27 protein-coding genes and 1 pseudogene are annotated in these 25,240 nt (G+C 71.1%); 13 read left to right on the forward strand and 15 right to left on the reverse strand.

Features of this window, described 5'->3' with window-relative positions; all coding sequences use genetic code 11:
• Positions 1–77 precede the first annotated feature (77 nt).
• Both DEJ16_RS03400 and DEJ16_RS03405 read right to left on the reverse strand, forming a co-directional pair.
• Positions 78–500: a DUF3151 domain-containing protein gene (locus DEJ16_RS03400; protein ID WP_110823941.1), complete on the reverse strand. Its 423-nt coding sequence runs from the start codon at positions 498–500 to the stop codon at positions 78–80.
• Between the two features lie 26 nt (positions 501–526).
• Positions 527–859: a DUF3140 domain-containing protein gene (locus tag DEJ16_RS03405; protein WP_110823940.1), complete on the reverse strand. Its 333-nt coding sequence runs from the start codon at positions 857–859 to the stop codon at positions 527–529.
• Positions 860–1,135: 276 nt separating this feature from the next.
• Here DEJ16_RS03405 and DEJ16_RS03410 point away from each other — a divergent pair, with 276 nt between their 5' ends.
• Entirely contained in the window at positions 1,136–2,788 is a 1,653-nt protein-coding gene (locus DEJ16_RS03410; RefSeq protein ID WP_110823299.1) for an ABC-F family ATP-binding cassette domain-containing protein, read from the forward strand.
• A gap of 94 nt (positions 2,789–2,882) precedes the next feature.
• Here DEJ16_RS03410 and DEJ16_RS03415 read toward each other — a convergent pair whose 3' ends face one another.
• From DEJ16_RS03415 to DEJ16_RS03425, 3 genes are all read right to left on the reverse strand, one after another.
• Positions 2,883–3,602: an SDR family oxidoreductase gene (locus DEJ16_RS03415; RefSeq protein WP_110823297.1), complete on the reverse strand. Its 720-nt coding sequence runs from the start codon at positions 3,600–3,602 to the stop codon at positions 2,883–2,885.
• A gap of 61 nt (positions 3,603–3,663) precedes the next feature.
• A complete protein-coding gene (locus DEJ16_RS03420; protein WP_110823296.1) occupies positions 3,664–4,704 on the reverse strand; it encodes a YihY/virulence factor BrkB family protein in 1,041 nt (346 codons plus the stop codon).
• 2 nt (positions 4,705–4,706) lie between these two features.
• Positions 4,707–5,168, reverse strand: a complete 462-nt coding sequence (locus tag DEJ16_RS03425) for a hypothetical protein (protein WP_110823294.1) — start codon at positions 5,166–5,168, stop codon at positions 4,707–4,709.
• A gap of 142 nt (positions 5,169–5,310) precedes the next feature.
• Between DEJ16_RS03425 and DEJ16_RS03430 the strand changes: the two genes are divergently transcribed.
• Positions 5,311–6,051 carry an MBL fold metallo-hydrolase gene (locus tag DEJ16_RS03430; protein ID WP_181419438.1) on the forward strand — a complete coding sequence of 247 codons (741 nt, stop codon included), beginning with the start codon at positions 5,311–5,313 and terminating at the stop codon, positions 6,049–6,051.
• A 9-nt stretch (positions 6,052–6,060) separates the two neighbouring features.
• On the opposite strand, the gene DEJ16_RS03435 is transcribed toward DEJ16_RS03430, so the two are convergent.
• Genes DEJ16_RS03435 through DEJ16_RS03460 form a run of 6 tightly spaced genes read right to left on the reverse strand, consistent with a single transcriptional unit; the run spans position 6,061 to position 11,395 of the window.
• Complete coding sequence (locus DEJ16_RS03435; protein ID WP_110823292.1) at positions 6,061–6,987, reverse strand: prenyltransferase; 927 nt, start codon at positions 6,985–6,987, stop codon at positions 6,061–6,063.
• Positions 6,984–7,379: a lycopene cyclase domain-containing protein gene (locus tag DEJ16_RS03440; RefSeq protein WP_110823290.1), complete on the reverse strand. Its 396-nt coding sequence runs from the start codon at positions 7,377–7,379 to the stop codon at positions 6,984–6,986. Before DEJ16_RS03440 ends, DEJ16_RS03435 begins: the two co-directional genes overlap by 4 nt.
• Positions 7,376–7,753 (reverse strand): lycopene cyclase domain-containing protein, encoded by a 378-nt coding sequence (locus DEJ16_RS03445; protein ID WP_110823288.1) that lies wholly within the window; start codon positions 7,751–7,753, stop codon positions 7,376–7,378. Before DEJ16_RS03445 ends, DEJ16_RS03440 begins: the two co-directional genes overlap by 4 nt.
• Entirely contained in the window at positions 7,753–9,399 is a 1,647-nt protein-coding gene (crtI, locus tag DEJ16_RS03450; RefSeq protein WP_258365790.1) for a phytoene desaturase family protein, read from the reverse strand. Before crtI ends, DEJ16_RS03445 begins: the two co-directional genes overlap by 1 nt.
• A complete protein-coding gene (locus tag DEJ16_RS03455; RefSeq protein ID WP_110823284.1) occupies positions 9,396–10,340 on the reverse strand; it encodes a phytoene/squalene synthase family protein in 945 nt (314 codons plus the stop codon). The genes crtI and DEJ16_RS03455 overlap by 4 nt, the downstream gene beginning before the upstream one ends.
• A complete protein-coding gene (locus DEJ16_RS03460; protein ID WP_110823282.1) occupies positions 10,337–11,395 on the reverse strand; it encodes a polyprenyl synthetase family protein in 1,059 nt (352 codons plus the stop codon). The genes DEJ16_RS03455 and DEJ16_RS03460 overlap by 4 nt, the downstream gene beginning before the upstream one ends.
• A 21-nt stretch (positions 11,396–11,416) precedes the next feature.
• Here DEJ16_RS03460 and idi point away from each other — a divergent pair, with 21 nt between their 5' ends.
• The 6 genes from idi (at position 11,417) to DEJ16_RS03490 (ending at position 18,097) form a co-directional block, all read left to right on the forward strand.
• Entirely contained in the window at positions 11,417–11,956 is a 540-nt protein-coding gene (idi, locus tag DEJ16_RS03465) for an isopentenyl-diphosphate Delta-isomerase (RefSeq protein WP_110823279.1), read from the forward strand.
• 234 nt (positions 11,957–12,190) lie between these two features.
• On the forward strand, positions 12,191–13,210 hold the full coding sequence (locus DEJ16_RS03470; protein WP_110823277.1) for a LacI family DNA-binding transcriptional regulator: 1,020 nt from the start codon (positions 12,191–12,193) through the stop codon (positions 13,208–13,210).
• Positions 13,211–13,566: 356 nt separating this feature from the next.
• Positions 13,567–15,090: a multiple monosaccharide ABC transporter ATP-binding protein gene (gene mmsA, locus DEJ16_RS03475; RefSeq protein WP_181419447.1), complete on the forward strand. Its 1,524-nt coding sequence runs from the start codon at positions 13,567–13,569 to the stop codon at positions 15,088–15,090.
• Complete coding sequence (mmsB, locus tag DEJ16_RS03480) at positions 15,087–16,379, forward strand: multiple monosaccharide ABC transporter permease (RefSeq protein ID WP_110823275.1); 1,293 nt, start codon at positions 15,087–15,089, stop codon at positions 16,377–16,379. Before mmsA ends, mmsB begins: the two co-directional genes overlap by 4 nt.
• A 107-nt stretch (positions 16,380–16,486) precedes the next feature.
• Positions 16,487–17,605 carry a sugar-binding protein gene (locus tag DEJ16_RS03485; protein ID WP_110823273.1) on the forward strand — a complete coding sequence of 373 codons (1,119 nt, stop codon included), beginning with the start codon at positions 16,487–16,489 and terminating at the stop codon, positions 17,603–17,605.
• 153 nt (positions 17,606–17,758) lie between these two features.
• Entirely contained in the window at positions 17,759–18,097 is a 339-nt protein-coding gene (locus DEJ16_RS03490) for a hypothetical protein (RefSeq protein ID WP_110823271.1), read from the forward strand.
• A gap of 323 nt (positions 18,098–18,420) precedes the next feature.
• Here the strand turns inward: DEJ16_RS03490 and DEJ16_RS16035 are convergent.
• Together DEJ16_RS16035 and DEJ16_RS03500 are read right to left on the reverse strand one after the other, a co-directional pair.
• Positions 18,421–18,804 (reverse strand): annotated as a pseudogene (locus tag DEJ16_RS16035) (class I SAM-dependent methyltransferase); the annotation flags it as partial.
• A 2-nt stretch (positions 18,805–18,806) separates the two neighbouring features.
• Positions 18,807–20,888 (reverse strand): cytochrome c oxidase assembly protein, encoded by a 2,082-nt coding sequence (locus tag DEJ16_RS03500; protein ID WP_110823269.1) that lies wholly within the window; start codon positions 20,886–20,888, stop codon positions 18,807–18,809.
• Between the two features lie 120 nt (positions 20,889–21,008).
• Between DEJ16_RS03500 and DEJ16_RS03505 the strand changes: the two genes are divergently transcribed.
• Complete coding sequence (locus DEJ16_RS03505; protein WP_181419439.1) at positions 21,009–21,743, forward strand: GAF and ANTAR domain-containing protein; 735 nt, start codon at positions 21,009–21,011, stop codon at positions 21,741–21,743.
• 19 nt (positions 21,744–21,762) lie between these two features.
• Here the strand turns inward: DEJ16_RS03505 and DEJ16_RS03510 are convergent, their stop codons facing one another.
• Positions 21,763–22,473, reverse strand: coding sequence for a GAF and ANTAR domain-containing protein (locus tag DEJ16_RS03510; protein ID WP_110823264.1), 711 nt, complete (start codon positions 22,471–22,473; stop codon positions 21,763–21,765).
• The gene (locus tag DEJ16_RS03515; RefSeq protein WP_181419440.1) at positions 22,473–23,189 is read right to left on the reverse strand and encodes a GAF and ANTAR domain-containing protein; all 717 of its coding nucleotides are present in this window, start codon (positions 23,187–23,189) and stop codon (positions 22,473–22,475) included. Before DEJ16_RS03515 ends, DEJ16_RS03510 begins: the two co-directional genes overlap by 1 nt.
• A gap of 225 nt (positions 23,190–23,414) precedes the next feature.
• Here DEJ16_RS03515 and DEJ16_RS03520 point away from each other — a divergent pair, with 225 nt between their 5' ends.
• The 4 genes from DEJ16_RS03520 to DEJ16_RS03535 are packed head-to-tail and all read left to right on the forward strand — an operon-like array spanning position 23,415 to position 25,236.
• Positions 23,415–23,714 carry a hypothetical protein gene (locus tag DEJ16_RS03520; RefSeq protein ID WP_110823260.1) on the forward strand — a complete coding sequence of 100 codons (300 nt, stop codon included), beginning with the start codon at positions 23,415–23,417 and terminating at the stop codon, positions 23,712–23,714.
• 31 nt (positions 23,715–23,745) lie between these two features.
• Positions 23,746–24,333 carry a dCTP deaminase gene (gene dcd, locus DEJ16_RS03525; RefSeq protein WP_110823258.1) on the forward strand — a complete coding sequence of 196 codons (588 nt, stop codon included), beginning with the start codon at positions 23,746–23,748 and terminating at the stop codon, positions 24,331–24,333.
• A gap of 52 nt (positions 24,334–24,385) precedes the next feature.
• Positions 24,386–24,910 carry a helix-turn-helix transcriptional regulator gene (locus tag DEJ16_RS03530; protein ID WP_110823256.1) on the forward strand — a complete coding sequence of 175 codons (525 nt, stop codon included), beginning with the start codon at positions 24,386–24,388 and terminating at the stop codon, positions 24,908–24,910.
• Entirely contained in the window at positions 24,907–25,236 is a 330-nt protein-coding gene (locus DEJ16_RS03535; protein ID WP_110823254.1) for a DUF86 domain-containing protein, read from the forward strand. The genes DEJ16_RS03530 and DEJ16_RS03535 overlap by 4 nt, the downstream gene beginning before the upstream one ends.
• The last annotated feature ends 4 nt before the right edge of the window (positions 25,237–25,240 follow it).

The raw sequence follows: 25,240 nt of genomic DNA on the forward strand, positions 1-25,240 counted from the left end.
AACAGGAACCCGTCCGAACCAGGGGATCCCCCGGTTCGGACGGGTTCCTGTTGGGCACAGCCGGCGCGCGCCGCGGCTCAGCCGCGCGCGATGGCCTCGGCGGCCGCGGGGTCCGCACCGTCGAGGAACTGCGTCAGGCGCTCGGGCTCGCCGGGTTCGTCGATCGCCTCGGCCGCGCGGCGCAGGGCGAACAGGGACCGCAGGACGCCCCGGTTCGGCTCGTGCGACCACGGCACTGGCCCGGCACCGCGCCACCCGGCCTTCCGGAGCGCGTCCAGCCCGCGGTGGTAGCCGACCCGGGCGTACGCGTAGGACTCGAGCGTGGCGCCGCGCTCCCACGCCTCGTCGGCGAGCAGCGCCCACGCCAGGCTCGACGACGGGTGCGACACCACGACCGAGGAGACGGGCGCGTTCGACCGGAGGAGCGCGTCCACCTCGGGTTCGGCGGGCAGCAGGGTCTCGGGGTTGGTCGAGGGGGTCGGGAGCAGGTTGTCCGGCATGACCGCCACGCTACTTGAGCCGTCGCCTACTTCAGCGGGTCGTTGCCCCAGTTCATGAGCGAGTAGCGCCACTTGGTGTCGGTGACGTCGCCCGAGGGCCGCTGCTCCGAGTGCCGGGCGACGTACCCGACGACCTTGCGCATGTGTGCGTAGTCCTCGTCGGTGAGGTCACCCTGCTTCTTCTGCAGGATCGCCACGATGTGCCGACCGGACTCGTGCCCGGTGGACTCGGTCGCGCCGTCCTTCTTCTGCCCGACGGACTTCGACTCGTCGGTGTCCAGCCACTTCTCGAGCTGGGACGCGGTCATGTTCACCGCGTCGTGGAAGTCGTCCCGCGTCTGCTTCTCGTCGTCAGCCATGCCGGACATCTTGCGCGCGGCGACTGCACGGTCGTACGGTGAGTCGTACCCCGTCATCGCTCCGGGGTCGCGGTGCGGGACGACCGGCCGACGGCACGGGTGACGGCCACGGGGATCCCCGACGGAGACGGTGCGACATTGCGCGAGATCACCGGCACTGCGCCGCAGCAGCAGCTGTCCCTGCGCTGACACCGTGACCTCGCCCGCCCACCGGTGGGACCGCCGCCCGAGCGGCTGACGGTGTCGTGCGCCCGCACGACCTCCGGAGGCATCCGCATGCCCATCAGTCCGTCCGTCGTCCTGCACGACGTCTCCTTCGCGTGGCCCGACGGCACCGTCGCGCTCGACCGCATCACCGCCGCGTTCGGTCGCGGCCGCACCGGTCTGGTCGGCCGGAACGGGGCCGGCAAGTCGACCCTCGTCCGCCTCGTCACCGGTCAGCTCGTCCCCACCGCCGGTTCCGTCGAGACGACGGGGGCCGTGGACCACCTGCCGCAGCGGCTCGCCGGAGCCGCACCGCACCTCCCGTCCGGAGCAGGCACCGCCGTGCGGTCCGGTCTGGAGGCCCGTCCCGGCCCTCCGCGGACCGTCGCGGACCTGCTCGGGGTCGGTGCGCAGGTCACGGCGCTCCGTGCCGTCCTCGCCGGGAACGCGACGCCGGACGACTTCGAGGTGGTCGGCGACGACTGGGACGTCGAGGACCGGGCCGGAGCGGCCTTGGCTGCCCTCGACCTCGGTCCGCGAGCAACTCTCGGCGCTGCCGACCTCGGCCGCCCCGTCGGGACGCTGTCGGGCGGTCAGGCGGTGCTCGTCGCGGTCGCGGGGATCCGTCTCCGCGCGCGTCCGATCGCGTTCCTCGACGAGCCGACGAACAACCTCGACCGCCGAGCGCGGGCGGCCCTGCTCGCGCTGATCGACGACTGGCGCGGCACACTCGTCGTCGTGAGCCACGACCGGGAACTCCTGGAGCACGTCGACGAGGTCGTCGAGCTCCGCGACGGCGCTCTGACCGTGTTCGGCGGCACGTTCTCGGCGTACGAGGAGCACCTCGCCGTGCAGCAGGCCGCCGTCGAACGGGAGGTCCGGGTCGCCGAGCAGCGGTACCGTGCCGAGAAGCGGCAGCGGATCGAGGCCGAGACCTCCATCGCGCGACGTGCGAAGGCAGGGGCTGCTTCCGCCACGTCCATGCCGAAGATCCTGGCGAACGAGCGGCGGAAGCAGGCCGAGGCGACCGCCGGGCGGCTCCGGTCCGGACACGCGTCGGCCGAGGCGGTGGCGTCCGCGACGGTACGGGAGGCCGGCCGCCGCGTCCGACAGGACGAGACACTGCACGTCGAGTTGCCCGACCCCGGCGTGGCCGCGTCGCGGCAGATCGCGACGATCACCGTGCGCGGTCGGGACGCGGTCGTGCGGGGACCCGAGCGCCTCGCCCTCGTCGGCGACAACGGCGTCGGCAAGACGACCCTGTTGGAACAGCTCGTCGGGCTCCCGACGGCACGGGAACACCCGCTCCCCGACACCGGCGCGGTCGCCCACACCGACCGGGTCGGGTACCTCCCGCAGCAGAAGGACACCCTCGACGACGACGCGACGGTCCTCGAGAACGTGCGACGCGCAGCGCCGGCCGTCCCGGTGCCGGAGCTGCGGAACCGGCTCGCGCGGCTGCTCGTCCGCGGGGACACCGTCGACCGGCCGGCGGGATCGTTGTCCGGCGGGGAGCGCTTCCGGGTCGCACTGGCCGGTCTCGTCCTCGCGGATCCGCCGCCGCACCTGCTCGTGCTCGACGAGCCGACGAACGACCTCGACCTGTCGAGCGTCGACCAGCTCGTCGCGGCCCTCCGGTCGTTCCGCGGTGCGCTCGTCGTGGTGAGTCACGACGAGCAGTTCCTCGGGGGACTCGGGCTGACGTCGCGGATCGAACTCGGCTGAGGCTCGACCGGCGGACCGGGCGGGCTGGCCTCGGCCACGCGGCGTCGAGGGACGCCCGTGACCGAGGCCCGGCGTGGCAGCGCGCTCAGCGCCCTCAGCGTCGCCGCGACGGCCGGATCGACAGCATCTCGACCGTGCCACGCTCCGGCAGGTCGACCACGGTGCGGACCGCGTCGGCGACGTCCTCCGGCGCGAGGTAGTAGTCGGTGTCGTACTCCTCGCCGAGCTTCTCGGTGAGGGCCCGCTGCATGTCCGAGTCGGTGCGGCCCGGGTGCACGCTCGACACCCGCACGCCGTTCGCGCGTTCCTCCTCGCGCAGGGCGTCCGTGAAGGCCCGGAGCGCGAACTTCGACGCCGCGTAGACCCCACCGCCCGGACCGGCCGTGAAGCCGGCGCCGCTGTTGATCGTCACGACGAGACCGCGGGCGGCACGGAGGCCGGGCATCGCCACGCGGGTCAGTTCCGCGACCGCGAAGACGTTCGTGGCGAAGACGGCCTCCCAGGTGTCCCGCGGGGTGTCCGCGATGCGGGTGCCCTGCTCGACGCCGGCGGAGTGCACGAGGACGTCGATCCAGCTCGGCACGGCCGGCAGGTCCCCGGCGCCCAGGTCCCCGACGAAGGGCTCCGCGCTCGGCAGCTCCGCGACGACGGCGGCGACCGCGTCGGCGTCGCGTCCGCCGACGAGCACGTGGTGCGTCCGGCCCAGGTCGGCCGCGATCGCACGGCCGATGCCGCGGGTCGCTCCGGTGACGAGCGCGACCGGACGGTCGTTCGCGGCGGTGGGGACGGAGACGGGAGGCTCGGTGTCGGTCACGCAGGCAAGCCTACGGAACCGTCACCGAGCCTCCCGGACAGGACGCGCTCGCGCGCCGTGCTCACTCGTCCTTGGTCTCGCCGGCGCTCTGCCGGATGCGGATGCCCTGCATGATGTCCTCGGCGCGCTTCTCGTCCTGCTTGTCGGTCTGGCGGGTGTCGCGCTCGGGGAGCTGGATGTCCTCCTCCGCCTTGATGCCGGCCTGCAGCTCGCGGCCGCGCTCGATCTCGGCGTCGAACTCCGCACCGAAGAGCAGTGCGTTGTTCGTGATCCAGATCCAGAGGAGGAAGACGATCACACCACCGAGCGAGCCGTACGTGGCGTTGTAGTTCGAGAAGTTCCCGACGTAGAACCCGAAGCCGACGCTCGCGATGATCCAGATCAGCAGCGCGAGGATCGACCCGCCGCCGACCCAGGTGAACTTCGGCTGCTTGACGTTCGGCGACCAGTAGTAGAGCACCGCGACGATGACGATCGCGATGACGAGCAGGATCGGCCACTGCACGATCGACAGTACGGTCACCGCCACGTCGCCGAGGCCGATGACGTCCCCGAAGCTGCGGGCGAGCGGGGCGGACACGAGGGTGAGCAGCCCGATGACGAGCAGGACGACCGTGGTCACGGTGACGCCGAGCATGGTCGGACGGAGCTTCCAGATCGGGCGACCCTCACGCACGTTGTAGATGCGGTTCATCGCGCGGCCGAACGCGCCGACGTAGCCGGAGGCCGACCAGAGCGCACCGAGGATACCGACGATGAACGTGACGGGAGCGGCGGGCGAGCGGACGAGACCCTCGACCGGGTCGCGGAGGAGGTCAGCGACGTCCTTCGACCCGACGTTGCCGATGATCTGCAGCAGGGTGTCGATGGTCTTCGACGGGTCTCCGAACAGACCGAGGATGGACACGACCGCCAGCAGACCCGGGAAGAGCGCGAGGACGGAGTAGTACGTGAGGCCCGCCGCGAGGTCGGTGCACTGGTCGGCGGTGAACTCGCGGAGGGTCTTCTTCAGCGTGTACGTGACCGTCGGCTTCTTGAGGTCAGTGGGTGAATCCGGCTTGCGGGGGTCGTTCGCCGCCGGCTTCTGTGCTTCCTTCGCCATGGTCAGCCCTTCGCCGCCTTCTTCATCCGCTTGATCGACTTCCCCGCCCGCTTCGCGTCCTTCTTCCGACGCTTCTCGGCGGCTTCGCGCTCCTGGTACACCGGGTTGCCCGTCGGGTCCTTGCGTGCGAAGACGGGGACGCCCTTCGACTTGCCGTCCTTGCCGACCTTCACCGGCTTGAACACCGGCACGGGGGCGGGCTCGCGGAGCGCGGCGAGGCGACCGGCGGGGGTGTTCCCGATCCGGACGCCCACGACGATCGCCGCGACACCGGCCGCTGCGGTCATCGCGACCGCGACGAGGGGCGTCGGGTCGTGGCGCCAGCGCTGCTTGGTCTTCGCGACGGCCAGGCGCGTGCGCGCGGGCACGTCCGCCTTCTGCCGGATGCGGTCCACCGTCTCGGTGATCCGCTCCCGGGTGCGCACGTTCGCGAGCTCGAGCTCGGGGAGGGAGTCGTTGGGCATGCATCCTGAGTACACGCTCCGGACCGAGCGCACTCGCGGGACGCGCTCCGGTGGAGGTCCGGGCAGCGCACCGGGCGCTGCCGCCCATCCCCGGCGCTGCTCCCGGCAACGCGTCCAGCGGCGTGGGCCTACCGTCCCCGTCATGCTGTTCCGGGACGTCGCAGAGGGCATCCACCGCCTCGAGCTCGCACACACCAACACCTACCTGGTCGAGACCGGGGACCGACTGCTCGTCGTCGACGCCGGGCTGCCCGCGGTCTGGCCGCACCTGCAGCTCGCCGTGCACGACCTCGGGTACGCCCCCGACCAGGTGGAGGCCCTGCTGCTCACGCACGGGCACTTCGACCACGTCGGCACGGCCGCCCGGATGCACCGCGACTGGGGCACCCCCGTGTACGTCCACCCGGGCGACCGGGACCTCGCTGCGCACCCGTACTCGTACCGGCCGGCGGTGAACCGGTTCGGCTTCGTGCTGACGCACCCGGGCGGACTGCGGCCCCTCGGACGGATGCTGCTGGCGGGTGCTGCGACGGTCGACGGCATCGACGAGGTCGAGCTCATGGAGTCCCGCGCCGAGACCCCGGGGAACCCCTGGATCATCGAGACGCCCGGTCACACGGACGGACACGTCGCGCTGCACTTCGCCGACCGGGACGCCGTCATCGTCGGCGACGCCCTCGTCACGCTCGACCCCTACACGGGCGGCATCGGTCCGCGGATCGTCGCCCCGGCGGCGACGGCGGACGTCGACACCGCGGTGGCGTCGCTCGACCTGCTCGTCGACACCGAGGCCCGGCACGTGCTGCCCGGCCACGGCCCGTCGTGGTCCCGAGGCGTCCGCGCGGCTGTGGAGCAGGCGCGGCGGGTGGCCGGCGCGGCCTGACCCGCGGGGTCAGTGCGTGAAGGCGTACCCGATCAGGGCCAGGGTCACGACGGCCCCCGCGAGGTAGTTGAGCCAGAGGAACCGCTTCCACCCCGCGTTCGCCGACTCGGCCTCGGCGTCGGTGACGTTCCACCACCGCAGCACGTTGAGCGCGTACGGCACGACGACGACCGCCGCGATCGGCCCGGGGAACGCCGAGAACAGCAGCGCCACCCCGGCCACCAGGTACATCACGAACGCGAGGCGGACGGTCGCGCGCGCGCCGATGACGGTCGCCACGGAGCCGATCCCCCCGGCGCGGTCGGCGAGCACGTCCTGCACGGCACCGAACGCGTGCGAGGCGATCCCCCACAGGAAGAACGCGATGCACACCGCGACGAGCTGTCCGGTCCACTCGGGTCCGGCGAGCGCGAGTCCGTAGACCGCCGGGGACATGAAGTGCGTGGACGAGGTGATCGAGTCGAGGAACGGGCGCTCCTTGAAGCGCAGTCCCGGTGCGGAGTACGCGATCACGGCGAACACGCTGACCGCGAGCACGAGCCACGACCACGGCCCGTTCCCGCTGGCCGCGCCGAGCAGCACGAGCGCGACGAGGAACGGCACGTTCGTGACCGCGACGGCCCACAGGGTCGCGCGGTGCACACTCCGGTCCAGCAGCGCTCCCTCGACCCCGCCCTTGCGCGGGTTTCGCAGGTCGGACTCGTAGTCGAACACGTCGTTGATGCCGTACATCGCCAGGTTGTACGGCACGAGGAAGTACACGACCCCGACGACGAACGCGAGCAGCGAGAAGCCGCCGCCACCCTCGACGCCGACCCCGCTGCCGAGCAGGTAGGCGGCGCCGAACGGGTAGGCGGTGTTCACCCAGCTGATCGGTCGCGACGAGACGAACAGGGCTCGGAGGGTGGACGGTCTGGAGGCGCGGGGCACGGTCATGGGGCCTCCTCGGGGGAACGGGACGGCTGGGACGGGCGTTCCGACCGTACCGGTCGGTCGAGCAGGACCCAGCAGCTCGGCAGCAGCAGGACCGCCCCGATCGCGTAGGCGAGGTCCTCCACGGGGAAGAGCCCGACGCGGGCGCCGAGGACGAGCGCCCGGTCGTACGCGACGACGCCGAGCCCGACGATGACGTTGTTGAACACACACGTCATGACGACCAGGACGACGCCGGTGACGACGCCGCCGAGGACGGTGGACCGCCGGCTGCGCTCGGCCCCGACCGTGCCGCGGCTCCGGCGCGCCGACACGACGCCGGCGGCGATCGCGGTCAGCACCGCCACCCCGAGGAACGGGACCGCGAGCAGGGCGTACGTCCCCGACCCGGTCACACCGGGCCTCCGCCCCGGACGTCGGGGACCGTGCCGGTGCCCTGTGCAGCCCGTCGCCGACAGAGGCGCTCGGCGACCGGGCGCACGGCTCCGAACAGGTCCATCGTCGTCCAGCACAGCAGGACCAGGAAGAAGAACTCCTCGAGCGGCACGTCCGGGGCGAGGAGCACGCCCGTCAGCACCGGCGTCGTGCCGATGAAGAAGATCCCGAGGTGCACGCCGACGACGTCCCAGACCATGAAGAACGCGAGCCCGATGAGCATGACCACGGCGGCCCGGAGCGGCGCACGCCAGAAGAACAGCCGGTGGCGGGCGTCGAGCACCGCGACCCCGGCGATCGAGACGAGCAGGCCGGCCAGGTACAGCCCCGGCATCAGCCCGTCGTCCGGAGCGGCGGTGCGTCGGCCGACCGCGGGAGCGGGGTCGGCAACGGTTCGGTCGAGGTGTCCCCGTGGATCCGCTTGAGCAGGACCTCGGCGCTGATGAGGCACATCGGCAGGCCGATGCCCGGGATCGTCGAGGCGCCGACGTAGTAGAGCCCGCCGACCTTCGTGGATGCGTTCTTCTCGCGGAAGAACGCACTCTGCGTCAGGGTGTGGGCCGGGCCGAGCATCGAGCCGTTCCAGGCGTTGAGGTCGTCGGCGAAGTCCTGCGGGCCGATCGTCCGGCGCACCAGGATCCGGTCGCGCAGGTCAGGGACGCCGGAGCGCTCGGCGATGACGTCGATCGCGCGGTCGGCGATGGCCTCGACCTGGGCGTCGCCGGCTCCGTCGATGCCGCCCTTGCCGATGGAGACGTCGGCGGGCAGCGGCACGAGGACGAACAGGTTGGTCTGCCCCTCCGGCGCGACCGAGTCGTCGGTGAGCGAGGGCGCACAGACGTAGATCGAGGCGGGGTCCGGGACGTGCCGGTCCTTCCCGAAGATCGCACCGAAGTTGGCCTTCCAGTCCTCGGTGAACACGAGCGTGTGGTGCAGCAGGCCGGGGACCTCGCCCTCGACGCCGAGGTAGACGAGGACGGCCGAGGGACCGGGGTCGCGCTTCTGCCAGTGCGAGGCGTCGTACGTGCGGTGCTCCTGCTCGAGCAGTTCCATCTCGGTGTGCCGGAGGTCCGCCGCGCTGACGACGAGGTCGGCGTGCTCGACGTGCTCCGTGCCGTCCTGGTCGCGCCAGGCGACGCCGGTGGCCTGGTCACCGTCGACGACGATGCGGGACACGGCAGCGCCGGTGGTGATCGTCGCACCCTCGGCGCGCGCCACCCTCTCGACGGCGGAGATGAGCGCGCTGATGCCGCCCTTCGGGTAGAGCACCCCGTCGGCGAGGTCGAGGTGGCTCATCAGGTGGTACATGCTCGGCGCCGAGTACGGGCTCGTACCGAGGAACACCGCCGGGTACCCGAGGATCTGCCACAGCCGGTGGTCCTTGACGGCCGTGGACGCGAACGAGGACAGCGGCTGGACGAGCAGGCGGGCGAGCTTCCCCAGCCGCTTCAGGACGTCGGGGGCGGCGAGCTTCGTGAGGTCCTGGAACGTCCCGTACAGGAACCGGCGCACGGCCATGTCGTACGTGTCGGCGGCGGAGTCGAGGTACTTGGCCATCCTCGCGCCGGCACCCGGCTCGATCGACTCGAACAGCGCGATGTTCTCCTCGCGCGAGGCCCGCAGGTCGATCGGCTCGTCGTGCCCCTCGGTGTAGACGCGGTACCCGGGGTCCAGCACCTGGAGGTCGAGCTGCTCGTCGGCACTCGTGCCGAGCAGCCGGAAGAAGTGGTCGAACACCTCGGGCATGAGGTACCAGCTCGGGCCGGTGTCGAACCGGAAGCCGTCCTGCTCCCAGGAGCCGGCACGACCGCCGAGCTGGGTGCGCTGTTCGAGGACGGTCACGGCGAAACCGTCCCGGGCGAGCAGGGCGGCGGCGGCCAGGCCGCTGATCCCGCCGCCGATGACGACGGCCCGTCGGACCGGCACGGCCCGTCCGGTGCTCGGTCCGGTCGTCGGACGGGAGGCAGGGGTCGGGCTCAAGACGAGCCTCCAGTCTGTGTCGTGGCGTGTGGTGCGGTGGCGGGTGGCGCGCTCCGGGCGGACAGCGTGCCCCGCCGGGCGAGGACCCGCGCGGCGAGGCGGGCCTTGACGGGGTTCGGGACGCGGACGCGGGAGGTGATGAGCCGCGCTGCCGGGGTCGCGGCGATGCGGTCGTTGAGCTCCTGGAACAGGGCGTGCGCGAGGGCGACCGCGGGGCGGGCGTCCTTCGGCAGGAGCGGCACGGTGCGGGCGGCGCGGTCGAGGTCGGCCTGGACGTCGGCGACGAGCCGGTCCTTCGTGGCCTCGTCGAAGCTGCGGACGTCGACGCCGGGGAAGTACGAGCGGCCGAGCACCTCGAAGTCCGCGTGCAGGTCGCGGAGGAAGTTGACCTTCTGGAACGCGGCCCCGAGGGCCCGGGCCCCGTCGACGAGCACGGCGTCGTCGAAGGTCGGTCGTCCGGCGCGGTACACGAAGGCGCGGAGGCACATCAGGCCGACGACCTCGGCCGATCCGTAGACGTAGGTGTCGAAGGACGCCTGGTCGTGCTCGGTCTGGTTGAGGTCCATCCGCATCGACGCGAAGAACGGGCGCGTGAGCTCGGGGCCGAAGCCGGTCGTCCGGGCGCTCCGGGCGAAGGCGTGCACGACGGGGTTCACCGAGAAGCCGAGGGCCATCGCACGCTCGGTGTCGGTCTCGAGCTCGTCGAGGACCGTGCGGGCGAGCTCGGGGTCGAGTCCCGCCTCGGTCGCGGGGCCGTCCACGACCTCATCTGCGACGCGGACCAGCGCGTAGACGTTCCGGATGTGCTCGCGGGTGTCCTTCGTCAGCAGTCGGCTGGCGAGGCCGAACGACGTCGAGTACCGGCTGATGACCACGCTCGAGGCGGCCTCGGCGGTGGCGTCGTAGAGCGGCAGGCGGTCGGGGGTGGTGCTCGACGTCACCGGACGCGCTCCACGAGTTCGGTGACGAGTCCCTCGAGCCGGGCGCCGAGTTCGTCGGGCAGCGCGGCCAGCTCGGCGCGGGCCAGGGCGGTGTGCTCGCGGATGTGGTCGAGGGCCGCGTCACGCGCACCGCACTCGACGAGGAGGGCGCGGAGACCGGCGGCCCGCTCCTCGGTGAGGTCCGGGTCGCCGAGGTAGGGCGCGAGGTCCGGCCAGCAGTCGGTCGTCGCCGCGTAGGCGATGAGCATGGTGCGCTTGCCCTCGCGGAGGTCACCGATCGCGGTCTTGCCGGTCGCGCCCTCGTTGCCGAAGACCCCGAGCAGGTCGTCGACGATCTGGTAGGCGATGCCGATCTCGCGGCCGAAGGCGCCGAGCGAGGCCACCACTGCCTCGGGCGCCCCGGCGAGCACGGCGCCGGACTGCAGCGGCGCCTCGAAGCTGTACACGCTCGTCTTGGCGCGTTCCATCTGGAGCACCTCGGCCACGGTCGGCATGACCCCGAGCGCGAGGTCGACATCGGCCATCTCGCCGGCGGCACTGGCGAAGACGGCGTCGTCGAACAGGTCGAGCAGTCGGGACCGGCGCTCCCCGGTGACGCCGCTGGCCTCGATGAAGCGCGGGGCGGCGGCGAGCGCGAGGTCGCCCGCGATGACGGCCGCGCTCGTCCCACGGTGCTCGGCGGTCGGCAGCGGCAGCCCACCGGTCGTCGCGGTGTCGCGGAAGGACCCGGCCACGTTCGGACGGCCGCGGCGGGACCAGTCGCGGTCGATGACGTCGTCGTGCACGACGAGCGCGGTGTGCAGCAGCTCGTACGCGGCGGCGACGTGTGCGCCCGCGTGCTCGTCGTCACCCCCGAGGGCGGTGTACGAGGTGAGCACCATGCGCGGCCGGAAGCGCTTCCCGCCCATGCTCGCCTTGCGGAGGACGCGCCAGAGTTCCTCGGACGGCCGGCCGAAGGCCGCGGCCCGGGCGCTCGACGCCGTGAAGAAGTGCTCCAGGCACGCATCCACCAGCGCGAGGTCGATGTGCGCCACGGTGGCCGCTTCCTCGGTCATTGGCCTAATCTATCGAGGCAGATGAGCCTTTTCCCGGAAACCGTTGTCCTGCTCGACGAAGACCGTACCCCGATCGGTACCGCCGACAAGTTCACGGTGCACACAGACCACACGCCCCTCCACCTCGCGTTCAGCTGCCACGTGCAGAACGCGGCCGGGGACGTCCTCGTGACCCGTCGCGCCCTCGCCAAGAAGACGTGGCCCGGCGTGTGGACGAACTCGTTCTGCGGGCACCCCGGCCCGGACGAGTCGTTCGAGGACGCGATCGCCCGGCGGGCCGACCGCGAGCTCGGGCTCTCCGTGCACAGCGTCGAGCTGGTCCTGCCGGACTTCCGCTACCGCGCAGTCGACGCCTCCGGCATCGTGGAGAACGAGGTCTGCCCGGTGTTCCGTGCCGTGGCCGACGCCGATCCGCAGCCCGCGGACGACGAGGTGTCCGAGTGGGTGTGGCTGTCGGAGGAGAAGCTCCGCCAGGCCGTCACCGCCGCGCCCTTCGCGTTCAGCCCGTGGCTCGGGTGGCAGCTCGCCGAGCTGCCGCTCGACGCACTCGCCGGTCGGTAGCGCGTCGGCGGGCGCGACGCGCCCGGTCCGCTGCCGGGAGGCCCTTCCCCGGCAGCTGACGCACCGGTCCCGACGGCGGCGCCGTCGGCTCCGTGACGGCGGTGCGCCGCGCCTCCCGTCCGGGGTCTCCCCTGCCTTCAGTCGGTGTGCATCCGCGCGCCGTGCATAATGATCTGGCTCGGGATGTGAACGTGCACATGGGCGTGCTGCGGGCCCGAGCGGGAGAGAGCAGCAATGGCGACCACGCGGGCAGAGCAGCCGCGGTCCCCCAGCATCCGTGACGTCGCGCGGGTCGCGGGCGTCTCGCACCAGACCGTGTCGCGGGTGCTGAACAACTCGGACGCGATCCGTGCCGAGACCCGTGACCGGGTCCGCGCCGCCATGGAGGAGCTGCAGTACCGGCCGAACCGCGCCGCCCGCGCCCTCGTGACGAGCAGGACGCGGACGATCGGTGTCCTCACCGCGCAGCGCGCCCACTACGGGCCGACCGTGACCCTGCAGGCCATCGAGGACGCCGCGGTCCTGCGCGGGTACTCCGTCACGACCGCCAACATCGCGGAACCGACCGATGCGGCGGTGCGCGACGGGCTCGGTCACCTGCTCGACCAGGACGTCGAGGGCATCGTCGTCATCGCTCCGCAACAGCGGGTGTTCGACCTCATCGAGGAGCTCGGCGTGCGCACCCCGTACGTGACGATGCGCTCGAGCGTCGGCGAGGACCCGACAGCCCTCTGGGTCGACCAGATGGAGGGCGCCCGGCTGGCGACCGCGCACCTGCTCGACCTCGGTCACGAGTACGTGCGACACATCGCCGGCCCGCAGGACTGGATCGAAGCGGACGCCCGGATGCAGGGGTTCCTGCGCGAGATGTCCGACCGGGACAAGCCGGTGCAGCCCCCGGTCCTCGGCGACTGGACGGCGGACTTCGGCTACCACGCCGGGCGGGAACTGCTCCGCTACCGGGACTGCACGGCGGTGTTCTGCTCGAACGACGCGATGGCGCTCGGCGTCATGCACGCCGCCCGCTCCTACGGGCTCGACGTCCCCGGCGACCTGTCCGTGGTCGGGTACGACGACATCCCGGAGGCGAAGCACTTCTGGCCACCGCTGACCACCGTGCAGGTGGACTTCGCCGAGCTCGGGCGCCGGAGCGTGGACATCCTGCTGCCGAGCGGGGACGACCTGCTGCGCCCGATCGACATCGTCCCGCAACTCGTCGTCCGTGGATCGACCGGGGCTCCGCGCCACCGCTGAACCGGTCGGTCTGTCCCCAGCCCGAGGGGCGTGCGAGCCACTGCGCGCGGAAGTGCCCGCAGCGTTACCGAATCGCGACCCGTCCGAATTGACAGCCCGGGCGAGCCTGTGCGTAGGATTACCTCCGTTCCTCGATGTGACCGTTCACATGGCCCGTCACACGGGGGACACCGGACGCGACAACGAAGTCCGCACGCACCCTCGTGCCCTTCGGATGCCGCAGCTGTTCCACCGAAGGACTGCCGCATCGCAGCGGCAGAAGGAGATGCACCGTGGCGTCAACCCCACAGGGTCACGACCCGATCGAGAGCGGGCTCGAGACCCGTTCGATCACCGCTCCCGAGACGATCCTCGAGATGCGTTCCATCACCAAGGAGTTCCCTGGTGTGAAGGCGCTCTCCGACGTCTCGCTGAGCGTCCGAGCCGGCGAGATCCACGCGATCTGCGGCGAGAACGGCGCTGGCAAGTCCACGCTGATGAAGGTGCTGTCGGGCGTGTACCCGTACGGCACGTACGAGGGCGAGATCGTCTACGAGGGCGAGGAAGTCCGCTTCTCGAACATCAAGCAGTCCGAGCAGGCCGGCATCGTCATCATCCACCAGGAGCTGGCGCTGATCCCGGAGCTCTCCATCACGGAGAACCTGTTCCTCGGCAACGAGCCGGGCCGCTTCGGTCGCATCGACTGGACCGCCGCGCAGCTCCGCGCGCAGGACCTGCTCGCCCGCGTCGGCCTGGCCGACGACCCGGACACGCAGATCAAGAACATCGGTGTCGGCAAGCAGCAGCTGGTGGAGATCGCCAAGGCCCTGCACAAGGACGTCAAGCTCCTCATCCTCGACGAGCCGACCGCCGCGCTGAACGAGAACGACTCCCAGCACCTCCTCGACCTCATCGTCGGGTTGAAGGCCAAGGGCATCTCGAGCATCATCATCAGCCACAAGCTCAACGAGATCGAGCAGATCGCCGACGAGATCACGATCATCCGCGACGGCAAGACCATCGAGACGCTCAACGTCAAGGCGGACGGCGTCAACGAGGACCGCATCATCCGAGGCATGGTCGGTCGGTCGCTCGAGTCGCGCTTCCCGGACCGCACGCCGAAGATCGGCGAGACGTTCTTCGAGGTCCGGAACTGGACCGTGCAGCACCCGCTCGACGCGTCGCGCCTGGTCTGCAAGGGCTCGAACTTCCACGTCCGCCGGGGCGAGATCGTCGGCTTCGCCGGCCTGATGGGTGCCGGCCGCACCGAGCTGGCGATGAGCCTGTTCGGTCGCTCGTACGGCACCTGGCTCGACGGGCAGATCATCAAGGACGGCCGCGAGATCAAGGTCACGAACGTCCAGCAGGCCATCGACAACGGCCTCGGCTACGTGTCGGAGGACCGCAAGGCCCTCGGCCTCAACCTGCTCGACACCGTCAAGCGCTCGACCGTCGCCGCCGATCTGAAGAAGATCTCCAAGGGCGGGGTCGTCGACTCCCTCGAGGAGTACTCGGTCGCCGAGAAGTACCGGAAGATGCTCCGCACGAAGGTGCCCTCGGTCGAGGACAACGTCGGCAAGCTCTCCGGCGGCAACCAGCAGAAGGTCGTCCTGTCGAAGTGGATGTTCACCGACCCGGACATCCTCATCCTCGACGAACCCACCCGCGGCATCGACGTGGGTGCGAAGTTCGAGATCTACGGGATCATCCAGCAGCTCGCGGCCGAGGGGAAGGGCATCATCCTCATCTCGTCCGAGCTCCCCGAACTCCTCGGTCTCTCCGACCGGATCTACACCATCTTCGAGGGGCAGATCACCGCTGACCTCCCGGCCGACCAGGCCGATCCAGAAACGCTCATGCGCAGCATGACGTCCGCGCGGAAGGGCGCCACCGTCTCATGAACAACCTGAAACTGCTCTTCGGCAAGGGCAACAGCATCGGCCAGTACGGCATGATCATCGCGCTCGTCGTGCTGCTCATCCTGTTCTCGATCACGACCCAGGGGCTCATCCTCGAGCCCACCAACGTGATCAACCTGTTCCTGCAGTACTCCTACATCCTCATCCTCGCGCTGGGGATGGTCATGGTGATCATCGCCGGCCACATCGACCTGTCGGTCGGTTCGGTCGCGGCGGTCGTCGGCATCGTCGTGGCGCAGTCCATGGCGGTCTGGCACTTCCCGGTCTGGGCGGCGATCGTCCTCGGGCTCGCCATCGGCGCGCTGATCGGTGCGTGGCAGGGCTTCTGGGTGGCGTTCGTGAAGGTCCCGGCCTTCATCGTGACGCTCGCCGGTCAGCTCATCTTCCGTGGTGCGAACCAGATCATCGGCTCGTCCACCTCGGTCCCCGTCCCGGACGCGTACACCCCGATCGGCGCCGGCTTCCTCGGTGACTTCGGTCCCGACTTCGGTTTCAGCAACGGCACGCTCATCATCGGGCTCGCGACGATCGCCGCGCTGATCATCATCGAGGCCCGTGGCCGTGCCCGCCGCAAGAAGATGCACGCCGACGTCCCGCCGCTGTGGGTCTCGATCGTCCGCACGGGCATCCTCGTCGCCGTCACGCTCTTCGCGACCTACCTGTTCGCCGCCGGCCCGGTCGGCACCTCGGTCCCGATCGTCGCGATCATCCTCGGCGTCCTGACCATCGTCTACGGCTTCGTCACGAAGAACACGATCTTCGGCCGCCAGGTCTACGCCGTCGGTGGCAACGCCAACGCCGCGGTCCTGTCCGGTGTCTCCGCGAAGAAGGTCAACTTCTTCGTCATGATGAACATGTCGGTCCTCGCCGCGATCGCCGGCATGGTCTTCGTCGCCTACTCGGGCGCCTCGGGCCCCGCGGACGGCACCGGCTGGGAGCTCGACGCGATCGCCGCCGTGTTCGTCGGTGGTGCCGCCGTCGCCGGTGGTGTCGGCACGATCTCCGGCTCGATCATCGGTGGTCTCGTCATGGCGCTGCTGTCGAACGGCCTGCAGCTCATGGGTCTCGAGTCGAACCGCGTCCAGATCATCCGCGGTCTCGTCCTGCTCGTCGCCGTCGCCTTCGACGTGTACTCGAAGTCGCAGGGCCGCCCGTCGCTGATCGGCGGCATGATGCGGCAGTTCCAGCGCAAGGACACCGAGGACAACACGATCGGTGCGCAGCAGCCGCGCTCGATCGAGGACCAGCCTGAGAAGGTCACCCTCCCCTAGCTCGGGGATCCCGGCGGTCGGGTGACCGGCCGCCGGGACACCCGGTACGACCCATCCACCACAGCGGGGCCCCGGCCCCACCTCCTCAACGAAGAGAAAGCAATCACATGCGCAAGAAGATCGTCGCCGGCGTCAGCCTGGCGCTCATCGCGGGCCTCGCCCTCAGCGGCTGCTCGGCCCGTGGCAACACGGAGGGCTCCGACTCGGGTTCGGGCTCCGGCTCCAGCTCGACCATCAAGAAGGGCGACCTCATCGGCGTCGCCCTCCCGGCGAAGACCTCGCAGAACTGGGTGCTCGCGGGCGCCGCGTTCAAGAAGTCGATCGAGGAAGCCGGCTTCAAGGCCGACATCCAGTACGCCAACGCCGGCAGCCCGGTCCCGGACCAGCAGTCGCAGATCTCCGGCATGGTCACCAAGGGTGCCAAGGCCGTCATCATCGGTGCCGCCGACGGTTCGCAGCTCGGCTCGCAGGTGAAGGCCGCCAAGGCCGCCGGTGCGACCGTCATCGCCTGGGACCGCAACATCCTGAACACCGAGAACGTCGACTACTACGTCGCGTTCAACAACTTCAAGGTCGGCCAGCTCCAGGCGCAGGCGCTCCTCAAGGGCCTCGAGGAGAAGAAGGGCGACAAGCCGTACAACGTCGAGATCTTCGCCGGTTCGCCGGACGACGCCAACGCCACCGTGTTCTTCAACGGTGCGATGGACGTCCTGCAGCCGAAGATCGACGACGGCACGCTGAAGGTCACCTCGGGCCAGACCACCTTCCAGAAGGTCGCCACCCAGGGCTGGCTCGCGCAGAAGGCCCAGTCGCGCATGACGGACCTCCTGGCCCAGTACTACACGGGTGACACCGAGCTCGACGGCGTCCTCTCCCCGAACGACACCCTGGCCCGCGCCATCCTCACCGCGACCAAGGCCGCCGGCAAGGACAACCCCGTCGTGACCGGTCAGGACTCCGAGACCGCGTCGATCCCGCTCATCATGCAGGGCACGCAGTACTCGACCATCTACAAGAACACCACCGACGAGGCCCAGGCCGCGATCGACCTGGTGTCCGACCTGGCCGACGGCAAGAAGCCGGAGACCGTGAAGGACAAGAACAACGACAACGGCAAGAAGATCGTCCCCACCGTCGAGCTGACCCCGGTCCTCGTCACCAAGGACAACGCCGTCGAGGCCTACAAGAACGACGCGACGCTCTCCGAGCTCGCCAAGAAGGGCTGAGCCTGCCCGCTCCAGCAGAAGGGCCCCGTCGCGTCAGCGCCGGGGCCCTTCCTCGTTCCCGCCCCCGCCGCGGCGTTCCCGGGCGCCGGCCTGGAGGCCCGCCCCGCGCCTCCAGGCCGGCTCGGTGTGCCCGTGCGCCGGTAGCGTGTCCCCGTGGCCGAGGGTGCGGTGATGGAGGTGCGGGCGGTCCTCGCGCTCCTCGAACCGGTGTTCCGCGAGATGCTGCACGCCGACGAGCTGCGCTCGACCCGCTTCCACCTCACCCCGGCTGACGACCCGTGGGGGCACGCCCTCCAGCCGGACGACCTGGTCGAGACGAACAACGCGGTCGTGTGGTGGCGGATCGCCGGAGAGCGTGGAGTGTCCGGGGGGCTCTGGCTCGACGACGGGCCCGAGATGATGGCCCGCTTGGTGCAGAGTGCCCTGCAGGAGTTCATCGCCGAGAGCCGCTTCGGCTGGGGACAGTTCCGCGGGCCGCACGACCTCCCCTGACTGCTCGCCCGCCGGTCCTCCGCACCGGCCTGGAGGCCCGATCCGCGCCCCTCCGCACCGGCCCGGTCCGGCGTCCGGTCGCGTCGGTCAGCGCACCGCGAGCAGCGCGCCGTGCGGGCGGGGGCCCGGCGTCGCCACTGTCCGGGTGTGGACCTCGAGCACCGTGAAACCGGCGGCGCGGACCGCGTCGGCCAGTGCGTCGGGCGGCAGCGGTACGCGGTCGTCACCGCGTGGTCGAACGGCGCTGCGCGATCGCCGGTGAAGAAGCCGACGAGCAGCCCGCCGCCCGGGCGGAGGACCCGCGCCGCCTCCGCCAACGGCCGACCGATGCCCGCCGGGCCGTGGTGGATGAGCGAGTACCAGGCGAGCACGCCGGCGAAGTGCCCGTCCTCGGCCGGCACGTCGTCGACGCTGCCCAGGTGGAACCGAGCGGACGGATGGGTCCGCCGCGCGTGCTCGACGAACGCCGGCACCTGGTCCAGTCCGACGACGTCGAGCCCCCGGTCGGCGAGGTGGCCACTCCAGTGGCCGGGACCGCACCCGGCGTCGAGCACGGGGCCGCCGAGCCCCGCCGCCCACGTCGTGACGAGGTGGACGTCGGCAGCGTGCATCGACACCATGGACCCGAGCTGCTCGGTGTACTCGGCTGCGCGCCGTCCGTACGCGTCCCGGACGGCGCCGCTGTCGGCCCCCGAGCCGGTGGACATGCTCAGTCGCGCCGCTGCATCGCCGACAGGCGCTCGTTGTACGCGTCGAGCTCGGCGTCGCCGTCCCGCTCCGCCTGGCGGTCCTTCCGCTTGGCGGTGCGCTCGTCCGACCGCACCCAGTTGCGCACGACGATGAGCACGACGAACACCATCGGCAGCTCGGAGGCGCCCCACGCGATGCCGCCGCCGGTGTGCTGGTCGTCGAGCAGTGCCGCGTCGTTCGTCTGTCCGAGGGCGTGGAACCAGTCGATCGCGTACACCGACTGCGACGTCATCACCGCGACGCCGAAGAACGCGTGGAAGGCCAGGGTCGCGAGCAGGGCGATGATGAGGATCGGGTACTGCGGGCGCTGGGGGCCCGGGTCGATGCCGACGAACACCCAGAAGAACAGGTACCCGCTCAGGACGAAGTGCACGATCATCACGATGTGCCACTCGTGGGACTGCATCGCGTACTCGAACGCCGGCGTGAAGTAGAACACGACGAGGGACCCGGCGAAGACCACCCCGGCGACCGCGGGCTTCGCGAGGAACTGCATCCACCGCGAGTGCACGAAGAGCATGAGCCATTCACGGGCACCGCGTGAGCCGTCGTTGCGCACCGGCAGGGTCCGCAGCGCGAGGAGCACCGGACCGCCGAGCACGAGCGGCAGCGGGACGAACATCATGAGCAGCATGTGCTGCACCATGTGCGACGAGAAGTGGATCATGCCGTAGACGGCCGGTCCCCCGGAGGTCGTCCAGATGAACACGGCGCAGCCGACGAGCCAGGCGATGGTCCGGCCGACCGGCCAGGAGTCACCGCGCTGCTTGAGCTTGCGGACGCTCCACAGGTACCAGCCGGCGCCGACCAGGGCGAGCGCGAGCCACATCCAGTCGATGTGCCAGTGCGACAGGTAGGTCTGCATCGTCTGCTCGGGCGGGTACGGGTACCCGATGAGCCCGGAGCGGGTGTCGGCCCCGGTCTCCGGCGTCTGCGGGATCGGCGGCTGGCTGCGGGCGACGGCGACCGAGACGCCGATCGCGACGGCCATGAACACGATCTCGGCCAGGGCGAAGCGGACGAACAGTCGGCGGTCGGTCGGGGCGCGGAGCAGCCCGGGCACGAGCTTGCGGCGCTGTACGACCCCGGCGATCCCGAGGAGCACGAGGATCGCGGCCTTCGTCGTGATGAGCCAGCCGTAGGGCGTCGTGACGAGGTCGAGCGGCCCGGTCAGCCGGAGCTGCGCGTTGACGATGCCGGAGAACGCCACGGCGGCGAAGGCCCACCCGGCGAGCGTGGAGTACCGCGCGACGACCCGTCCGGTGGCGCCCTTCGTCCGGACACGCAGGAGCACGACGGCGACGAGTCCACCGGCCCAGACGCACACGCCGAGCAGGTGCACGGCGAGCGAGTTGACGGCGTTCGCGTGCTCGAGCGAGCCGGCGGCGTGGCCGGAGAGCGCGAGCGGCAGCAGGGCGAACAGCGCGGCGACCGTGGCGACGGCGAGGGTCGTGGCCCGGGTGGCGAACGCGGCGACGAGCGTGGCGATGAGCACGGCCGCGGCGGAGACGACGAGCGACTGCCCGATCTCGACCTGGAATGCGAAGAGCAGGAAGTTGCGGGCGAAGACGGGGCTCGTCAGCGGGACGCCGAGGGTGTTCGCCCCGGTCAGGACGATCCCGGCGACCGCGGCGAGGAACCAGACCGACCCGGAGACCGCCGCCCACCGAGCGGCCCGGTGCTGCACGGAGGACATCGCCCCGTGGTCGGCCTTCTGCGCGGGCAGCGCGAACGCGGCGACGATGAGCAGACCGACGGTCAGCGCGGCGACCCCGTCGTGCACACCACGGGCGGCGACGAGACCGAACTGCACGACGTCACCCGCGGAGACGAGCTGCTGGTTCGCGGTGAACGCCCCGGTGATCGTCATCCCGAGGAGCGCGCACGCCACGACGAGCGGCAGGGCGATCACGAGGACGGTCGCGACGGTGGACGTGCGGGTGGTGACGGGCGCGGTCTCCGGTGCCGGGCCTCCCGGTCGGGAGGCGGTGTCCGGACGACCTGCGGCGTCGGGGTGGGGCTGGGGTGACGTGACGGCCATACCTGTCTCGGGTCGGTTCCGTCCGCGGTCCGCGGACCCTCCATCGTAGGCGCGCGGGTCTGGACGCGCGAGGGCAGGATGCTGCGCGGCGTCCCGGGCCACCCCCGTACGCTCGGGCGGGTGACGACGACGACAGAGTTCGACGACCAGGACCGGTTCGACCACGTGCTCGGCGCGGTCGCCGCCGTGCTGGACCCGTCGCTCGACGTCCTCGACGCCATGACCCGGGCGGTGGACGCATGCGTGCGGTGGACCGGGTCCGCCGAGGCGGGGATCGTCCTGGCCGACCGGTCCGGCGTCCTGCACGTGATCGCCTCGACGAGCGAGCGGGGCATCGACGCCGAGGAAGCCCAGCTCGGCACGAACGAGGGGTCCTGTCTGGACTGCTACCGGACCGGCGGGACGATCGACGTCCCGGACGTCTCCACGAAGGCCGCGGAATGGCCGACCTTCGTCCAGACCATGAGCGACCGCGGACTGATCGGCACCTTCGCCGAGCCCATCCGGCTGCGGACCGCGACCATCGGATGCCTGTGCGTCTTCGCGGACCACGACCGGGGACACGACGACCAGGACGTCGTGATGATCCAGTTGCTCGCCGACGCGGCCTCCGCGGCTCTGGCACGCCACCGCGCGCAGGGGACGCAACGGACGCTCGACGAGCAGATCGCGGACGCCCTGGAGGCCCGGGTGCTGCTCGAACAGGCCAAGGGCGCGTTGGCGTACCGGCGGGACGTCCAGATCGACGAGGCCTTCCGGGTCCTCCGGGACGGCGCCGTGCGCACCGGCCGCGGTCTGCGCGACGTCGCCGCGGACGTCATCCAGCACGGGGCCGACCTGCGCGAGCTCGCCTGACGGTCGGCCCCGGTCATCCTCAGATCGAGACGGTCCGCTCGACGACCTGCCGCGCGGTCTCCGCGAGCGGCACCTGGTGGGACCGCGCGTAGGACCGGAGCATCACGAACGCCTGGTCCATGTCGACCTCGTGCGTCTGCGCGAGGAACCCCTTGGCCTGCTCGATGACCACCCGGCTGTCGAGCGCCCGCTGGAGCTGGTCGCGCGCGATGGTGGCCCGCTCGAGTCCGCGCTGCTGCAGGATGCTGATGGTCGCGACGTCCGTCAGCGCCTGGGCGGCGACGATGTCCTCGTCGCCCAGCGCACCCGGCCGCTCGCGGTAGAGGTTCATCGAGCCGAGCGTCTCGTCCCGCAGACGGAGCGGGATGGCGTGCACCGACGCGTACCCGAACCGCTCCGACGCCGCTGCGAACGCTGGCCACCGTCGGCGCAACTCGGCGGTGCTGCCCACGGTGACGACCCGGCCGGTGCGGTAGGCCTCGACGCAGGGACCTTCGCCGGCGTCGAGCTGCATGACGCCGACGAGGTTGCTCCGCTCGCTGGTCGACGCGACCAACTCGAGTTCGTCGGTCCGGGTCGCGAGCATGATGCCGGCCGCGGTGACGTCGAACAGGTCCGCTGCCTTCCCCACCAGCATCTGGAGCAGTTCGATGACGTCGTAGTCGTCGACGAGGGTGTCGGCGAGGGTGACGAACGTGTCGACGAGGCGTTGCTCTCTGCTCTGCGTCATCAGCGGTCTTCTTTCCGTGCGGGGTCGTTTGTGCGTGGGTCTCGGAAGTCGATGCGCCGCTCGATGACGGCTTCGGCTATGGCGCGGAGGGGCTGCCCGTCCGCGAAGGCGCGTGCACGGAGGACCAGCAGCGCGTTCTCCGGAGTGAGGCCCAGCTGGGCGACCACCATGCCGGTCGCCTGGTGCACGTGACGCCCGGACGAATGTGTGACGGAGACGGCAGAGGTGGCGATGCCGCCTTCGAGGTCACGCGTCGTCGTGTACAGGACACGGAGCGCGGCCAGCCCGGCGAGCAGCTTCGCCTCGGAGAGCTCGGCGGGTGCGAGCGGCTGGGTCTCGAGTCGGTACAGCGTCACGGCGCCGATGTCGAAGGTGCCGACGGAGAGCGGGAACGAGAGCAGCCCGGCCCATCCCGTCGCCCGCAGGGCCGCACGGGTGGACGGCCATTCGTCGTCGGTCGTCTCGCTCAGGTCGTAGGCGAGGACGGGAGCCCCACTCCGCAGCGCAGACCAGCCCGGGCCCTCACCGAGGAGCACCTGCTGTTCGTCCGACTCCGCGGCTCGCGGATCAGAGGCGGCGATCACGGCGCTGCCGAAGGGCCGACCGAGCGTGGAGAGCGCGGCGCCGGCCACCGGGAGGACGTCGACGAACGCACCCGCCAGGGCGTCGTCGTCGCCACCCTGGAGGCGACGGGCTGCGTCGGTGAAGGAAGTCATCGTCGGCCCCGGGCGAGGGAGCCCGTGGGTGTGGTGGTGGTGGTCATGGGTATCAGCGCTCCTGCGAGAAGTGGCTGCAGCGCGGGGGCTGGGTGCTGAAGCGGACACCTTCAGCCTAGTCGCGCGGACTCCACCCACTCCGAGGTGCGCGCGGTTAGCGTTTCGGTAGCCCCAGACCCCGGCCGCTCGATCCATCAGATCCATGGCGAACAGCTGGAGCATCCTGTGCGCACATCACGTCGTCCCCCGTCCGCCGCGCGTCCCGTCCTCCGGCGCGCGAGCCTCCGTCGCACCGGCCGTGCTCGCCTGCGCCGCGTCGCCGTCCGCCTGGTCGGGGCAGTCGTCGGCCGCAGCGGGGCCGTACCGGACCAGGACCGCTGCCCGCGGACGCTGCACGGGCACCGCTGCCAGCTCCGTGAGGGCCACCCCGACTTCCACGCGGTCCACGACGGCTCGATCCGGATGCGCTGGCACGACCGCACCCTGCCCACCGACGACTGGGTCCTCGACGCCTTCGAGTCCTGACGGGGCACGGGCCGACGACTAGGCTTCCAGCGTGCTGCTCTCCGACCGCGACATCGCCGCTCAGCTCGACCAGGGCCGGATCGGCCTCGACCCGTACGACGCCTCGCTCGTGCAGCCGTCGAGCATCGACGTCCGGCTCGACAAGTACTTCCGGCTGTTCGACAACCACAAGTACCCGCACATCGACCCCGCCGAGGACCAGCCCGAGCTCACCCGCCTGGTCGAGACCGACCCGGACGAGGCGTTCGTCCTGCACCCGGGTGAGTTCGTGCTCGGGTCGACGTTCGAGGTGGTCTCGCTGCCGGACGACATCGCCGCACGACTCGAGGGCAAGAGCTCGCTCGGCCGACTGGGCCTCCTGACCCACTCGACGGCGGGCTTCATCGACCCGGGCTTCTCCGGACACGTGACCCTGGAGTTGTCGAACGTCGCGACCCTGCCCATCAAGCTGTGGCCCGGGATGAAGATCGGGCAGCTCTGCTTCTTCCAGCTGTCGAGCCCGGCCGAGAAGCCGTACGGGTCCGCCGAGTACCAGTCGAGGTACCAGGGGCAGCGCGGGCCGACGCCGTCCCGTTCGGCGTTGAACTTCCACCGTGCGGACGTGTCGCGCTCGAACTGATCGAGTCCCTCTGTAGGCGTACGAAATACGGAATACTGTGTATCGTGGCGCCATGCTGCCACGCCATCCTCGTGCGTCACCGATGACGCTCTCCGCCGCCGCGATCATCCGCGAGGCACGGCAGCGCGCCGACCTGACCCAGGTCCAACTCGCCGCCCGCGCCGGTGTCACCCAGAGCGTCATCAGCACGTACGAGAACGGCCGCCGGGAGCCCTCACTGGCAGCCCTGCAGCGGCTCCTGCTCGCCGCCGGGTTCCGGACGGCGATCGACCTGCAGCCCGTGGCCGAACCGGCACCGCTCCGACGACTGGTCGCACGGCACCGGGACGAGCTGTTCGGCGTGCTGCAGCAGCACGGCGCGGTCGGCGTGCGGCAGCTGCTCGACGGCACGGAGCGAGCCCACCCGGACGAGTGGGCAGCAGACGTCGTCCTCGTCGTGGAGCTGGCCCCTGCCGCCGGGATCTTCGCCCTCATGCGGATGCAGGACGAAGCGGAGCAGCTGCTCGGGGTGCGGGTCGAGGTCCTCGCCGCCGATGCCCTGCCCTCCGACGTCCTCGACCGGACGGTCCCGCTGTGACCAGGGCGGTCGAGCGGTCGCTGGAGGACGTCGTCACAGCGTGCGCGCGGATCCAGGAGTACGCCGACGACCCGACGTTGCCCGAGGCGGTCGTCGCGGACGCCGTCCGGATGCGCCTCGTCGACATCGCGTCCTCGGTCCGGGAGTTGCCGCCAGCGATGACCGCGACCGAACCGACGATCCCCTGGGCGCGGCTGGCGGCACTCGGAGAGCAGCTGACGCGCCGACCGTCCGACGCCCCCGCCTCCGTCCTGCTGAACACCGCCCGCACCGACGTCCCCGCGCTCCGCGACGCCGTCGAGCGGCTCCGCGGTGACTGCCCCTGACCAG

This window comes from Curtobacterium sp. MCJR17_055 (assembly GCF_003224335.1).
Lineage (GTDB): Bacteria > Actinomycetota > Actinomycetes > Actinomycetales > Microbacteriaceae > Curtobacterium.

Coding starts and splice junctions, on each gene's coding strand:
- DEJ16_RS03400 (WP_110823941.1), bottom strand. CDS start 500: ATGCCGGACAACCTGCTCCCGACCCCCTCGACCAACCCCGAGACCCTG.
- DEJ16_RS03405 (WP_110823940.1), bottom strand. CDS start 859: ATGGCTGACGACGAGAAGCAGACGCGGGACGACTTCCACGACGCGGTG.
- DEJ16_RS03410 (WP_110823299.1), top strand. CDS start 1,136: ATGCCCATCAGTCCGTCCGTCGTCCTGCACGACGTCTCCTTCGCGTGG.
- DEJ16_RS03420 (WP_110823296.1), bottom strand. CDS start 4,704: ATGGCGAAGGAAGCACAGAAGCCGGCGGCGAACGACCCCCGCAAGCCG.
- DEJ16_RS03425 (WP_110823294.1), bottom strand. CDS start 5,168: ATGCCCAACGACTCCCTCCCCGAGCTCGAGCTCGCGAACGTGCGCACC.
- DEJ16_RS03430 (WP_181419438.1), top strand. CDS start 5,311: ATGCTGTTCCGGGACGTCGCAGAGGGCATCCACCGCCTCGAGCTCGCA.
- DEJ16_RS03435 (WP_110823292.1), bottom strand. CDS start 6,987: ATGACCGTGCCCCGCGCCTCCAGACCGTCCACCCTCCGAGCCCTGTTC.
- DEJ16_RS03445 (WP_110823288.1), bottom strand. CDS start 7,753: ATGCCGGGGCTGTACCTGGCCGGCCTGCTCGTCTCGATCGCCGGGGTC.
- DEJ16_RS03460 (WP_110823282.1), bottom strand. CDS start 11,395: ATGACCGAGGAAGCGGCCACCGTGGCGCACATCGACCTCGCGCTGGTG.
- idi (WP_110823279.1), top strand. CDS start 11,417: ATGAGCCTTTTCCCGGAAACCGTTGTCCTGCTCGACGAAGACCGTACC.
- DEJ16_RS03470 (WP_110823277.1), top strand. CDS start 12,191: ATGGCGACCACGCGGGCAGAGCAGCCGCGGTCCCCCAGCATCCGTGAC.
- mmsA (WP_181419447.1), top strand. CDS start 13,567: ATGCGTTCCATCACCAAGGAGTTCCCTGGTGTGAAGGCGCTCTCCGAC.
- mmsB (WP_110823275.1), top strand. CDS start 15,087: ATGAACAACCTGAAACTGCTCTTCGGCAAGGGCAACAGCATCGGCCAG.
- DEJ16_RS03485 (WP_110823273.1), top strand. CDS start 16,487: ATGCGCAAGAAGATCGTCGCCGGCGTCAGCCTGGCGCTCATCGCGGGC.
- DEJ16_RS03500 (WP_110823269.1), bottom strand. CDS start 20,888: ATGGCCGTCACGTCACCCCAGCCCCACCCCGACGCCGCAGGTCGTCCG.
- DEJ16_RS03510 (WP_110823264.1), bottom strand. CDS start 22,473: ATGACGCAGAGCAGAGAGCAACGCCTCGTCGACACGTTCGTCACCCTC.
- DEJ16_RS03515 (WP_181419440.1), bottom strand. CDS start 23,189: ATGACTTCCTTCACCGACGCAGCCCGTCGCCTCCAGGGTGGCGACGAC.
- DEJ16_RS03530 (WP_110823256.1), top strand. CDS start 24,386: ATGCTGCCACGCCATCCTCGTGCGTCACCGATGACGCTCTCCGCCGCC.